Raw genomic sequence first — 13,769 nt, forward strand, 5'->3', positions numbered from 1 at the left:
TCCTCGATCCGCCAGAGGGATTTCAAAGAAGTGGAATCAGCCGGGCATATTCATCCCCCTAAGATAACAGCTATCTAAGGGGGACGAACGTCGCGAATACCAGAACGTTATACGACAGAATCAGAGGAATAAAAAATGTAGAGATTTAAACTGTAGTAGCTTGTTTCGTTTCGAATAATTCAAAATCTAGTATGTATAATATAGTTCCAATTGATTTAACGAACAACCTATAATTTCTAAGGAGAGATGAAGGAACATGAGTGATGATTCTAACAAAGAGAACAGCATGCCCAATAGTACTTTCGCGCTGGAGAGTTTGAAAAACATTCAGGAATTGATTCGCTTCATAGATACTAAGGCTAGCGCACTTTTAGTTGTGTATGGCTTGATTCTAACCGTATTTATGGATACGGCAAAAAAAATGAGTTTTTTAAACATTATGAAACTCAATTTTTATGATGCACTAATATCTATACTTGTTCTCCTTGTAGGAATAGTTCTTTCGTTCTTATTGGTTTATCAACTTTTTTTCATTATTATGCAGGTCCTTAAACCGAGGTTATCATTAAATTATAAAGAAGATGAACATTCTATCTTTTACTTCGAACATATAGCAAGTATGAAGAAGTCTGATGTATTAAAAGGATATTTAGCAGCGAATGAAGTGATAATGGTAGAAGAAATAGTAGGACAAGTGTACGAAGTTTCAAAGATAATGAAAATTAAAACTTATCGCTTAAACAAGGCAATGGAATATCTTTTCGTGAACCTTATTTTATTACTATTATATATATTTTTGAATAACATTTAATTTTCAATAATATTCATCTAAGTTACCTATTAAAAATTATCTTTATATTTGGAGGCTAATATGAAAAGCTTGGATTATAGTTATAAAGATCGTAAAAAGAAAGTGGAAGAAATATTAGACAATACGGATAAAGTTAATGAAGTAGATAAATTTCCAAGAGACGAGGACTTTACTTATACAAATGCATATAAAGCATGGGCAGGTGCAATTTTTGTAGACTTGAGAGATTCCACTACATTGTTTACTAGTAATAACGATGTAGATATAGCGAAGGTGATTCGAGGTTTTACATCAGAAATCATTGAAATTTTAAGAAAAGACCTCGAAGCTAATGATCTGAAAGAGATTGGTATAAGAGGAGATTGTGTTTTTGCAGTTTATTCTACTCCTTTAAAAACGGATATAAATGAGATTGCAAATAGAGCATTTTTTATTAACACGTATATGAAAATGCTAAACAAGTTATTGAAGAATCGTTCTTTACCTACTATTAAAGCGGGTATAGGCTTAGCAACCAATCCGACGCTTGCAGTAAAAGCCGGTAGGAAATCTTCAGGAATTCATAATTTAGTCTGGATCGGTGAGTCTGTTGCAAAAGCCTCAAATTTATCTGATTTGGGGAATAAAAATGGAAATGGAGCTATTGTTATGTCCTCAGTGTTTTATAGTAACTATATTGATAATGCTTCTGATGAAGAAAAAAACTGGTGGACAATGAAGTATGATAGTTCATATGGAACTTACTATCATGGAAACGTAATAATGACGGATTTCAACGACTGGATTGATAATGGCATGACAGATTAAGTTATTCAAAATGATCTGATAAAGAGAGTTGATTAGGATGTGCACACAACCTCATCGACCGACACGAAATTGATGATTTTACGATGTGCAAGCACCATTCTTAGCTTCAGGTACAATGGATATGTGCCGGATACGAGACTGATTCGTAGTTTGCGCTGAAAATAAAATTCACATTCAAAAAAATGTAGAAAAATTCATATGAAATAAAATTTGGAACCTTCGAAAATAGTAGTGAGTCTTGTCTAAGAAGTAATTCCGTCGTATAACAATATATTTACACATCGGGCATACGCCCTCGGACTGGCAGAGGGTTTCGGCGAAGCTAAGGCAGCCGGACACACCTGGCATTCCCCAGGCGTCGTGAATACGAGAACGTTATCCGAAACCTTCAAAACTGGTATAACATTATAAAAAGCTTAAAACAATTCTCTAAAATAAGTAAATTAGTTGCGCTATAAGCTAGTAAGGAGTTATGCCTTCGCCGCCGAGGCGATCTTTTTACATTGGAATATCAATTCGGAAGTGGTAAAGATAGGATACAATACCTATTAAGAAGATTTAAAAGGCTAAATGAATTAACAACATACAGTGCATAAGGGCTTGATTAGAAAGAAAAAAGTAACTAAAGTATAAAAACTATATTAGAATAATGTGAAAATTAATGCAAAAGAAATGAGAGGCGTATAATAACAATGTTGGAAACGCATATAGATAAGAAATTATGGAACTCAATAAAGAAAAATTACGAGTCTAGAAGTTTCTCAGAGTCAATAATTGATTCAATATATTATTTGAGTAACCTTATCCGAGATAAGACAGCTTTAGAGAGTGATGGTGCTGCCCTTATCGGTCAAGCTTTTGGGGGTACACAGCCCTTAATTAAAGTAAATGCGTTGCAAACAGAATCAGAAATAAATGTACAAAAAGGACTTGAGCAAATTTTAAGAGGGATTTACCAGGCAATTAGAAATCCGAGGAGTCACGATAGATTCGAAGACTCACAAAAAGAGGCTGATGCGATTATTACGTTTATCGATTATCTCTGTTCTATAATTGATCAATCTAAAACACAGTTTTCGGAAGTAGAATTTATGAATAGGGTCTTTGATAGTGATTTCGTCCCTAACAACAGGTACGCAGAATTATTGGTGGAAGAAATACCCAAAAGAAAAAGACTTAATTTTACTATTGAAGTTTACAGGAAAAAAGATACTGGTGATGGAAAAAAGCTCGGTTTCTTTATTCGCGCTATGTTAAAGCAATTTAACGAAGAAGAAATTACACAGTTTTTCACTGTAGTATCAGATGAGTTATCTACAGTAACTGAAGAAAAAATAATACGATTAAATTTGCAAATTATCCCCTTTAAGATGTGGTATAGAATTCGAGAAATCTCTAGGATTCGTATTGAGAATACACTAATGGAATCTATGAAAGACGGAAAATATTTAATTAATCAAAATAGATGTAAAGGCGGTTCACTTGCAAGTTGGGTAGCTTTGGGGAAACTACAACATTTTACTTTTATCGGAGATGCAATTGGAATTCTCGTAAAGAAACTTGAATCCACAGATAGAACAGAAGTTGATTATGTTTTAAATTATTTTTGGAATGATATTATAGAGAACATTGAACTGCCCGATTACTCCTTCTATCGGATTATAAAGCAAAGACTTAAAGATGGGGACAATAGAATTTATACCAAATTAGAAGACTTGTTTATGTGGGATGTCGATAAGACTGAATTCTATGAAACAATTAAGGAAGAATATGAGAATTTCCAAGAAAGAGAAGAATCGCAAGAAGTAGATATTGAAGACGATGATCTACCTTTTTAATTAGTAGTAAGTATTTCAAGAAGACATTAAAGCGCGGCTAACTAAAGAACTATGGAACAGAGTCAGTAATGGCAATGGAATGTCGCACAATCATCAGATGCATGTCGTTAAAGATATCCACAAAAAATTACATAAAATCTAATTTATGAGTATTTTCAAACGATGGCAACTGAATCGTATAACACTATGATGAATTGGAAAAAATGGATAAAAGCCATTTAAATTTTAATTTCATGGCTGAACTTGAAGCTAAATATGGGACAAGTGATGTGAATATATTAATATCTGGGCACAGATTTACTACAGGTTGCATGGGAGCTTATTTCAGTGGAATTCCAGAGGACGGGAACTTATTAAAGTACTCTTCTGATAATGGGAAGTATAATATTTATAAATTTAAATCGAATGAATCTAGTAAAAGATACCGATATTTCACTGTCTCTCCTCGGTTGTCAGATGTATAATCAAGGAAGAAGCTCAGACAATAAACGCCCCAGCCTAAAGCTATCTAAGGCTGGGGCGTTTTGTGGATACAACAAAAGTTTATGAAATCAGAGTAAATACATATAAGAATAACTCAAGTTGTAAATGGAGTTAATGGTGTTCATGCAGTACTTCCTCATGGCGCATTAAGATGATTATTAGCAAGAAACATTATTTTATGGGTGGCCTGATGCCAAGATGTTGGAATTTATATCGAAAATATCTCCAGACAAAAAAATGGTGGCGTACATTGCATTCCGATATTGGACAATGGAAATATAATCATGGTCTGGAATCGAGAAATAATGGAAGAAGCAGGAATCGAACTAATGGAAGACAGAACGCTATTTTCAAGTTGGCATTGGAAACAATTTGATACTCACAGATTGATTTACTTAGCGAGAGTGAAACGATTCGTAGAAATACCAAAAGGCTACGAAACAACCGGATACGTAATAATGAACTTTGAAACAGCTATTGAAATGATACAAAAAATAGAAGGACGAGAAGAACGATTTGAAGTCATTAGAAGAGCAGGAGTATTAGCGGGCAGACTCAAAGAGAAATGAAGTACAATAGTAACCTTGTTCAAGTTTCTCAAAGAATACGAAAGCGTATAAACTAGTTCTGTAAAAGCTGTTAGCTGCTTAACGGATGGGAACCTCTTTATGTCACATTTCAGCGATGAGCAAAGAAGCTGTTAGTGGTCCTACCTATGGAAGACTATTGTAAGCAATCTCAATTAATTGTTGTAGTTTTGATTCATTCCAAGCGCGCCCTTTACGATTGGAAAGTAGTACTGTGATGACCTCATCAGGATCTTCGTCTAAGAGTTCTTTGGGAATCGGATAGCGAGTTAACAATTCAAGAGAAGGAAGTTACAAGCCTTGTGAAACACCTTGTCATACCCAGGGAACAGAAACAGAAGGCCAAGAATAGCACGAAAATGAAGCTGTGCCTCTTCGTAGAGGCTTGTTCAATGCCGGTATTGCCGACAAATTAAAATACATCAATAACAACAGGAGAAAATGAAAACCCACCCCAAGCTTGTGAGCCGAAGGTGGGTTTTTGTCTCATATTAGATAAAAGGGATTATTGTACAGGGTTAAGACTACCTTATAATCATAACGGTTTGTGAACCATTGTCCCAGTATACTTGTGATCCTAATGCTTCCGATACAAACCTTATTGGAACCATGGTGCTGCCATTAATAACAGATGGCTCTACGGATAGGGTTACTTGCTCCCCGTCAATATAGGCGAGCTTGGAACCAATTTGAAGTTTGATTTCCTTGGTACTTCTAGTTGCAATTATCGTACTTGTTTCCTGATTCCACTCAATGTTAGCTCTAAAGCTTCGAAAATCTCCCTCATAGGAACGCTAACACTGCCTTTTTTCATGACAGGGGGGTGTTTGACTGCTAGTCCTTGTCCATCAATGGTAACGATAATGCCCTTACGCTTCTTAATTTCATTCTTTCCTGTTTCGTCATAAAACTTAAGATCGACTCTATTCGCGCCTTTATCATTGATCACCACTTTTAGGTTATAGGTAGAATTGCTGAAGGCATGGCTTGAATTTGTTCGAATTTTCAATGCTTTTCCATTGGCGGTGTACGGAGTTACTTTGGACATGATCTGCTGCGGCTTGGCACCATTCTTAAAAACGGAAGTGACAATCAGTTGTCCATTCTTTATGTATGTTCCATAGTCGACCAGATAGGTCTGATCATCAACGAGCACGAGATACTGCACTTTAGCGATATCATTAACGGCTTCAAGTTTAATTTTGTAAATTAAAATAGATTGCTCAAAAGCATGACTTCCGGTTCCTCTAACTTCAACGACCTTACCACTTTTATTAATCCCCTTAGCGACTAGATTCATTTTTTGTGATATTGGCCCGTTTTTTACAGCGACCACAGCCTCCACATGGTCTTTGTGTTTAATCGTGGTTTGGGCTAAGATTTTATACGGTTCTTGAGTTGCTCCTAGAGCCTGAATGTCAACTTTGCTCAGCTGCTTTCCGTTATCCATGGTTAATTGGAATGCGTATGTACTGCCACCGAATATATGTGTACTAGTCTGTTTGATTTCTATAATCTCTCCAGATTTATCATATCCAATGACTAAGAGCGATACTTTCTCACCTTCTTGAACTCGCACGTCAGCGGTTACTTTCATTTTGCCATCAATTATCTTATAGTCGGAATGTAATATTTCAATGTTTGATGACTCTGTGTTAGGTGAAGGATTTGCCATCCCAGGTGTCGGAGATACCAGCATCAATAGGACAAATAATACGATCGTTAGGATGATTACTATGTTCTTATTATTTCTTATGATCATCTTGATAGATCCCTCCAGTATTTACTAGTTATAAGATATTATTTATAATTATTACAAAGATCTAATGGTTGGTAAATAGAAGGAACGAACTAATTAAAGATATCAAAGAATATATGCTTTCGGCATCCGGCAAATGTATAATAATGGAATAAGTTAATTCAGTGACACGCCTCAACCTAAGATAAGAGTAATCTAAGGTTGGGGCGTTTTGTGAATACAACAACGTTTTATGTAATCAACGCAATTACAGGCGACTTCGATGGAATGCTTGTCTGCTATGTCGTTGACCCTGAGGGTATCCTAATAGAAATTTGCTCAGGTAATGAGGACGGCAGTCGGTAGGGGAAGGCAATCATTATACATAGAAAAGGACGAATACCAGATGGTAGATTTTTCGGTCATAGAAACCAAGCGATTATTCATGCGGGAACTTTCTTTAACTGATGTGGAGTCTGTTTACAGACATTTTTCTAATCCTGAAGTCACCAGGTACATGGATATCGAAGTATGTAAAGATTTAAATGAAGCAGAAGAAATTATTTCATTTCATATCAATGATTCCGGCTGTAGGTACGGTTTATTCTCCAAAGAAAAGAACGAACTCATTGGAACATGTGGTTTCCATTGCTGGATCAAGGATAATGAAGGGTCGCGAGCTGAAGTAGGTTTTGATTTATCTCCGGATTATTGGGGGAAAGGATTCATGCAGGAAGCTTTGAATGAACTGATCATGATTGGTTTTAACCGGATGGAACTTGATTGTATTGAAGCGACAACTGAAATTGAGAATCTGCAATCCCAAAGACTTTTGGAGAAGATGGGATTTAGCAAGGAACACGAATTAAAAGATGGTCTGATGTATTTTACATTGAGAAATGAAAGTATGTAAGGAGGAAGGTGTTGTATGAATAGAAAGCAACTTATTATGGTTGTAATGGTTGTAGTACTGGCAGCCTGCGGTAATAATACAGCAGACGTTACCAATTCAACAATCGAAGATAAACAAAGCGAACTTGAAGTTGAGAGCAGGGATACAACTACGCCAGAAACGGTGGAAGTTTTCACAGAGCCATTTAAAGAAGGTATCTTCGTTGATTTTGCAAAATACAAAGAAGCGGTTAAGGAAGAACAAATACTTGAGGTCTTAAAATCAAACTTCGAATCATTGATAACAGATAACGAAGAACAGTTTAGAAATAGCTTTTTGACAGAAAAAAATGCAGATCCAAACATGTTTTGGTTCGAGAGCCCAGATCAGTTTCAATTCATTGAAATCGAAAGTATTGAACATTATCCGGAGAAAGGCAATATTCATATTTATGTGATAGGAAACAGTCAACCACCCGATGGAACAATTAGTCCCATGAAAATGATGTATGCCTTTAGAAAAAGTGATGCAGGACAATGGAAGATTTATACGATTGATTAACTGTAGGTGATAGTTTAATGAAGAAGATCTTCATCATAGGAATCGTAGCTAGTGGAAAAACAACGCTCGCCAGACGATTATCCAAACAAATAGGCATACCTTGGTATGAATTAGATGCCATTGTTCATCATCAAACCAATAATGGAAGAATAAAGCGTACACCACAGGAACAGATGGAAGTTATTAAAGAGATTGATAGACAAGGGCAGTGGATTTTTGAAGGAACAGACAGGGAATCATACCGGTGTTTATATGAGATGGCTGATACCATCATATTCCTTGATCCGCCCTTATGGAAACGCAAGATTCGAATCGTTACTCGTTATTTTAAACAACAATCAGGTCTAGAACAGGCACATTATAAATCTGATTTGAAAATGCTGAGAATGATGTTTCAATGGACAAATGATTTTGAGAAGAATAGGGATGAGTTTGAAGCTAGGATCCAATTATATGAGGATAAAGTGATAAGAATATCAGACAATAATAGCATGAAATGGTTAGAACTGAATCCATAATAATCACTAACTTGAAACGGCGAAAGAATTTGATTGTGAAGGATTCAGAGTAAGAAAAAGAAGCCGCTTGTACGATCTGTAATGGATATCGTCGCAAGCGGCTCTTCATCTTATAGAGGCAATTGAATCGTAAACGTTGTTCCACATCCGCATTCACTTTGAACCTCGATCTTACCCCCGCATAGGTCAATAATTCGACGTACTAGAGGAAGGCCAAGTCCATTTCCTTCAGCGTAACGAGCATTATCCCCCTGATAGAACTTCTCAAACATATGCTTCTGCACATCCTCCGACATGCCAATCCCCGTATCGGATATATGAACTGTAATATAGTTCGTATCATTCGTTAGCGATACCGTGATTTCTCCGCCATCCGGCGTGAACTTGATCGCATTTCCCATCAGATTCAACCATACTTGCATCACCAATTCCTCATTGCCTTCATAATGCACCTTCATCAATTCAATGTTAAGCTCTAAATCTTTGCTGCTCCATTGAGGTTCAAGTAGCAGTATAGCTTGGCGTATCTGCTCATCTAAACGATACGTTTTCTTTTCAATTATCAACTCTTGATTCTCAAGCTTTGAGAGCTTTAAGATATTGCCTGACAGGGTGGAGAGCTGTTGAGCACTGTCTAAGATGACCTTGGTGTATTCGTCTCGCTCTGCCTCTGACAGACTATGATCTTGTAATAACATGGTATACCCTTCAATAGAAGCAAGCGGAGTCCTGAACTCATGCGATACATTCACAACAAAGTCGGTTCGCAGCGTCTCTATACTGCGCAATTCACGAACCATCCGATTAAAATGAATGGCCATATCACTAATCTCATTTACCCAATGGGATTCATCAAGTTCAATCTCGAAGTTGCCTTTAGCGATTTCATTGGTGGCTTTGCTGAAGTTCGTGATCGGAGCAAGTATACGTTTCCCTACGATACTCGTAATAAGCGTACCGATAGCAACACTGAACAATAGAATGATCAGGATCGGTGCAAAAGGAAAACGTCCATGTGATGTCAGATTACCGTAATGAATCACGAAATAGGCAACAGGTGTCATGATGAGACAAGTTAACAGCATGATGAGAAATACGTGAGAGACAAAATACCACCACAAGCTTTTAATCTTTCGTGTTCTCATATGTGCCGTACCGCCTTATAACCAAGACCTCTAACTGTATTGATCTCAAAGTCTGAGCAGTTCTTAAATCGCTCACGCAAGCGATTGATATGCACTACGATCGTATGCTCATCGGATTCGGATTCCATTCCCCAAATCTCATCCATTAATTGTTGCTTGGTAAAGATCTTATTGGGATAGGAAAGCAGCTTGTACAACAAATAGAATTCCTTTTGCGGCAGCACGATACTTTCTCCTTGAGATATGACTGTCAACGTATCATAGTATAAGGTCGTGTCTCCGCATACAATCTGTCGGTCATGAACAATTTTCGCCCGGCGTAACAGTGCTTTTACGCGCAGTAGCATCTCATTCACGTTAATCGGCTTGACCATGTAATCATCAGTACCGACAAGAAATCCTCTTTCTTTGTCATTGTAGCTTTCCTTAGCCGTGACCATTAAGATCGGTAGATTCATATCTGCTTCTCGCAAAGTTTTCGTTAGTTCATAGCCGTCAAGACGCGGCATCATAATATCTGAAATGATTAAATCGATAACTTCTTTGTCCAGCAGAGCAAGGGCGGCTTCACCATCTTCAGCACATAATACATGATAGCCATGTTTACTTAAGACGGTACAGAACAGCTGGCGCAGCTTGCTGTCATCTTCTACTACGAGTATGTTTATCATCTGGTGACCTCCGTTCGATGAAGGGCTTATCATGTAAAAGTATACATGATCTAGATCAAGTAAATATAAACTCGCAGCAAGCAACTTATGGATATAATCTGAACGTTTGGCTTTGTTTATGTTCGGTTTACATATTGGTGGTATGCTCGTTCTATCGTAACAACACGATGATACGGATAGGAAGGAGCGAGATCACAAATATGTTAAAGTTAGAACAGATTGTGAAGAGTTATAAGACAGGAGAGTTTGTTCAGGTTGCCTTGAACAAGGTCAGCCTGAATTTTAGAGAGAGTGAATTCGTTGCAATCTTGGGTCAAAGTGGATCAGGAAAGACGACCTTGCTGAACGTTATTGGTGGACTCGATAAGCTGGATGGTGGAGAATTAATCATCAATGGGCAGTCTACTAAGAACTTTAAGGACAGCGATTGGGATGCATATCGCAATAACAGTGTTGGTTTTATTTTTCAGAGCTATAATCTGATCTCTCATCTTAGCATTGTCGATAATGTGGAGATGGGGATGACCTTGAGCGGGGTTTCTGCTGCAGAGAAGCGTGCGAAGGCACTTGAAGTGCTGGACCAAGTCGGGCTGAAGGAACATGTCCACAAGAAGCCGAATCAGCTGTCAGGTGGACAGATGCAGCGGGTGGCAATCGCGCGTGCGCTTGCGAACAATCCGGATATTATACTAGCGGATGAACCTACAGGGGCGTTGGACTCCGAAACAAGCGAACAGATCATGGAGCTGATCAAAAAGATCGCAGAGAACAAGTTGGTCATAATGGTTACGCATAATCCGGAGCTTGCGGAGCAGTATGCAGATCGCATCATTCGTTTTTCAGACGGTAATGCCATTTCAGACAGCAATCCGCTGGCTGATCAGCAGACTTCAACCAACTATTCTCTGAAGAAGACAAGCATGGGCTTCTGGACGGCATTGAAGTTGTCAGGCAAGAACATTGCGACGAAAAAATGGCGAACAGCGCTCACCGCATTTGCTTCAAGTATCGGCATTATTGGTATAGCGCTCGTGCTGTCTTTATCCAATGGGTTCGATAAACAGATCAGCTCGTATGAAACAGGAGCTTTATCGAATTTCCCAATTACGATCAGTCAATCGGCGATGAATATGGATATAAGCGAGCATGCCCAATTAGGAAAAACCGATCTTACGATGTATCCGACTGACAAGGTGTTATATCCTTATGATCCGAGTGAGAATTCGATCGTTCATACGAATGTGTTGACAGAGGAATATTTGGATTATGTAAATGCCATTGATCCCGCTTTGCTTGACGGTATCTCTTATACAAGAATGGTCAACATGAACTTGTTATCGTCTGATGGCAGCAATGTAAAGAATGTGAATAAGAGTGATATTAATTTCGCAACTTATCCGAGCAAACCTGGAGAGGCAGCTGGAAGTTATCTGGAACAGTATTATGATCTACTTGAAGGAAGCTTTCCTGCTTCAAAGACGGATCTCGTCTTAATCGTAGATGAGTATAACCGGTTGACGGATGCGACATTAGAAGCCCTAGGGGTAAATCCTGATGTGGACAGCATTCAGTTGTCTGATCTGATTGGACGCGAACTGAAGCTGATTATGAACAATGATTACTATGTGCAAGTTGGTGATCGCTTTACGGTAAACGGGACAGCAGCGAATCTGAAGGAGTTGTATAACAGTGATAAGGCTGTGACGCTTAAGATTGCTGGTGTAATTCGTGCGCAAGAGGATTCCAGAATGTCAACACTGCCTTCGGGTATCGCTTATTCGGATGAATTGTCAGCATCCTTTATCGAGGATGCTCAGAATTCAGATATCGTCAAGGCACAGCAGAATTCAGATGTAAATGTAATTACAGGTGAGTTGCTGCAAGAAAAAGCAAATGATGCAGCCAGCATGGGAGCTGGCGGAATGAATATGATGGCAGGCGGCATGAGCGCTGGGATGAGCGGCTCTGCAGCCATGACAAAGGATGATATACTGGCTACGCTTGGAGCGACTGAAATTCCAACGTCGATTTCTTTGTATCCGATTGATTTTAGTGCCAAGGAAAAGGTAAATGCTTATTTAGATGATTGGAACACAGATCTTGCTAAAGAGGATCGCATAGAGTATACCGATATGGCAGCAATTGTAACCAATATTTCCGGCAGCATTATGGATGGAATTACGTTAGTATTAGTCGCGTTTGCAGCAATATCACTTGTTGTATCACTGATCATGATCGGCATTATTACCTACATCTCTGTACTGGAACGTACGAAAGAAATTGGTGTTCTTCGTGCACTTGGTGCCCGTAAGAAGGATATTACAAGGGTATTTAACGCAGAGACGTTTATCATAGGGATGTTCTCGGGTGTACTAGGGATTTTGATTGCTTATCTATTAACGATCCCGGTGAATTCGGTACTGTTTACGATGACGGATCTTAAAAATGTAGCGCAGCTGAATCCTGTTCATGCAATTGCATTGGTGATTATTAGTGTAATCCTCACCATGATCGGTGGATTCATTCCAGCGAAGATGGCTGCGAAGAAAGATCCTGTTACGGCATTGCGGAGCGAATAAACGAATATAGAGAAAATGGAACACAGCAGAAAGGGTTTGAAACCTTAACTGCTGTGTTTTTTTTGTGCCAACAGCAACATTTGATTTAGCAAATTCGTCTAAATATAAATCATATGAAAATGGTGGGATTATTTTGCGTGTAGTCAAACACATAATGCTATGGGTGATTACGATGATATTATTTACCTCAGCATCCTTTGGAGTGGAGCTTTTGGAAGGAAACAAAATTTCTACAACGGAGTACTATGGTTTTCGAAACATCGGGATTGCTTATTTGTTTCTCATATTCCTTGTTCCAAGCGTCCTTTATCCCATTGTAATATTCCCTTTAACCTGGGTTGTTCGAAAGATAGCCAATCCTTTAGTTAGCCGCATAATTATATTAATACTGAGTGTGATCGGAGGGTATATATTCTTTCAAAGATCGTATAATGAACGCTTTGTTATGGAATATCATTTGAATAGCAGTACAGCTATTATTCTTTTCGGTGTTGCTGGTTTCATCTATGTTTTGGCAGATTACTATATGGAACGTCAAGTTAATAAAGTAGATTAGCTCATTTTACGGACGGTTCGTCAGATTAATAAATATGTCAATGAAGAAATGGCGGTGACCAGGATGTTATCCTTGTACCGCCATTTTTTGTCTTTTAGTCCGCTGTCGCTTATTGAATGTACAAAGAAACGGTTTCTTATCGTATATCTTAAGTATAACTGCGGCTAATGTAGCAGAGGGGATGAAACGATTCAGAACAAGCGATAGCGGTCGCCTAAAAGCTTTCCAAAGGAAAGCTCACTTCGGAAGCATATGCTGTCCCCAAATTTCTTCCTTGCTTAGAACAATTTCGAGAAATTTGGGGACAACAGCGATGGTAGGAACGATTCGTACACGGAGCGTCTCCGACAGAAAGAGTGGGCCTCCTGACTGCATGCTTTTCAAACCAAAGACGTCAACAGAAAAGTTTGGATTGATTTGATCATGTGATAAAACAAAAGAAGAATATAGAGAGAGGTGGAAGGCGGATGAGAGTATGTGTTGGAGGAATGTAGGGGAAATCGTAAAGCAATACCGCCCTAATGGACGGTATTTTGGGAAGAGTGTTTTCTTTTTTTTCTTAACTTAGTTATTCCACAATCAA

Annotated in this window: 14 protein-coding genes; 10 read left to right on the plus strand and 4 right to left on the minus strand. The window is 38.3% G+C overall.

Features of this window, described 5'->3' with window-relative positions; translation table 11 throughout:
- Positions 1-256 precede the first annotated feature (256 nt).
- The 4 genes from ACFQV5_RS13605 (at position 257) to ACFQV5_RS13620 (ending at position 4,508) form a co-directional block, all read left to right on the plus strand.
- Positions 257-811 (plus strand): Pycsar system effector family protein, encoded by a 555-nt coding sequence (locus tag ACFQV5_RS13605; RefSeq protein ID WP_379247652.1) that lies wholly within the window; start codon positions 257-259, stop codon positions 809-811.
- A gap of 60 nt (positions 812-871) precedes the next feature.
- Positions 872-1,618 carry an adenylate cyclase gene (locus ACFQV5_RS13610; RefSeq protein WP_379247654.1) on the plus strand — a complete coding sequence of 249 codons (747 nt, stop codon included), beginning with the start codon at positions 872-874 and terminating at the stop codon, positions 1,616-1,618.
- Between the two features lie 692 nt (positions 1,619-2,310).
- Positions 2,311-3,456 carry a TIGR02391 family protein gene (locus ACFQV5_RS13615; RefSeq protein ID WP_379247656.1) on the plus strand — a complete coding sequence of 382 codons (1,146 nt, stop codon included), beginning with the start codon at positions 2,311-2,313 and terminating at the stop codon, positions 3,454-3,456.
- 788 nt (positions 3,457-4,244) lie between these two features.
- Positions 4,245-4,508 carry a hypothetical protein gene (locus tag ACFQV5_RS13620; RefSeq protein ID WP_379247658.1) on the plus strand — a complete coding sequence of 88 codons (264 nt, stop codon included), beginning with the start codon at positions 4,245-4,247 and terminating at the stop codon, positions 4,506-4,508.
- 542 nt (positions 4,509-5,050) lie between these two features.
- Here ACFQV5_RS13620 and ACFQV5_RS13625 read toward each other — a convergent pair.
- Together ACFQV5_RS13625 and ACFQV5_RS13630 are read right to left on the minus strand one after the other, a co-directional pair.
- Complete coding sequence (locus tag ACFQV5_RS13625) at positions 5,051-5,281, minus strand: copper amine oxidase N-terminal domain-containing protein (protein WP_379248266.1); 231 nt, start codon at positions 5,279-5,281, stop codon at positions 5,051-5,053.
- The gene (locus ACFQV5_RS13630; protein WP_379247660.1) at positions 5,251-6,288 is read right to left on the minus strand and encodes a hypothetical protein; all 1,038 of its coding nucleotides are present in this window, start codon (positions 6,286-6,288) and stop codon (positions 5,251-5,253) included. The genes ACFQV5_RS13625 and ACFQV5_RS13630 overlap by 31 nt, the downstream gene beginning before the upstream one ends.
- Before the next feature lie 210 nt (positions 6,289-6,498).
- Between ACFQV5_RS13630 and ACFQV5_RS13635 the strand changes: the two genes are divergently transcribed.
- The 4 genes from ACFQV5_RS13635 to ACFQV5_RS13650 are packed head-to-tail and all read left to right on the plus strand — an operon-like array spanning position 6,499 to position 8,235.
- Positions 6,499-6,630: a hypothetical protein gene (locus ACFQV5_RS13635; RefSeq protein WP_379247662.1), complete on the plus strand. Its 132-nt coding sequence runs from the start codon at positions 6,499-6,501 to the stop codon at positions 6,628-6,630.
- 40 nt (positions 6,631-6,670) lie between these two features.
- Positions 6,671-7,177 (plus strand): GNAT family N-acetyltransferase, encoded by a 507-nt coding sequence (locus tag ACFQV5_RS13640; RefSeq protein ID WP_379247664.1) that lies wholly within the window; start codon positions 6,671-6,673, stop codon positions 7,175-7,177.
- 15 nt (positions 7,178-7,192) lie between these two features.
- Entirely contained in the window at positions 7,193-7,717 is a 525-nt protein-coding gene (locus ACFQV5_RS13645; RefSeq protein WP_379247666.1) for a hypothetical protein, read from the plus strand.
- A gap of 17 nt (positions 7,718-7,734) precedes the next feature.
- Positions 7,735-8,235, plus strand: a complete 501-nt coding sequence (locus ACFQV5_RS13650; RefSeq protein ID WP_379247668.1) for a P-loop NTPase family protein — start codon at positions 7,735-7,737, stop codon at positions 8,233-8,235.
- A gap of 110 nt (positions 8,236-8,345) precedes the next feature.
- Here ACFQV5_RS13650 and ACFQV5_RS13655 read toward each other — a convergent pair whose 3' ends face one another.
- Both ACFQV5_RS13655 and ACFQV5_RS13660 read right to left on the minus strand, forming a co-directional pair.
- Positions 8,346-9,380, minus strand: a complete 1,035-nt coding sequence (locus tag ACFQV5_RS13655) for a HAMP domain-containing sensor histidine kinase (RefSeq protein WP_379247670.1) — start codon at positions 9,378-9,380, stop codon at positions 8,346-8,348.
- Positions 9,377-10,051 (minus strand): response regulator transcription factor, encoded by a 675-nt coding sequence (locus ACFQV5_RS13660; protein WP_379247672.1) that lies wholly within the window; start codon positions 10,049-10,051, stop codon positions 9,377-9,379. The genes ACFQV5_RS13655 and ACFQV5_RS13660 overlap by 4 nt, the downstream gene beginning before the upstream one ends.
- A 200-nt stretch (positions 10,052-10,251) precedes the next feature.
- On the opposite strand from ACFQV5_RS13660, the gene ACFQV5_RS13665 reads away from it, so the two are divergent.
- Together ACFQV5_RS13665 and ACFQV5_RS13670 are read left to right on the plus strand one after the other, a co-directional pair.
- Positions 10,252-12,630 (plus strand): ABC transporter ATP-binding protein/permease, encoded by a 2,379-nt coding sequence (locus ACFQV5_RS13665; RefSeq protein WP_379247674.1) that lies wholly within the window; start codon positions 10,252-10,254, stop codon positions 12,628-12,630.
- Positions 12,631-12,694: 64 nt separating this feature from the next.
- Positions 12,695-13,186, plus strand: coding sequence for a hypothetical protein (locus ACFQV5_RS13670; RefSeq protein WP_379247676.1), 492 nt, complete (start codon positions 12,695-12,697; stop codon positions 13,184-13,186).
- Positions 13,187-13,769: the final 583 nt, after the last annotated feature.

This window comes from Paenibacillus sp. GCM10028914 (assembly GCF_042666275.1).
Taxonomy (GTDB): domain Bacteria; phylum Bacillota; class Bacilli; order Paenibacillales; family Paenibacillaceae; genus Paenibacillus_AQ.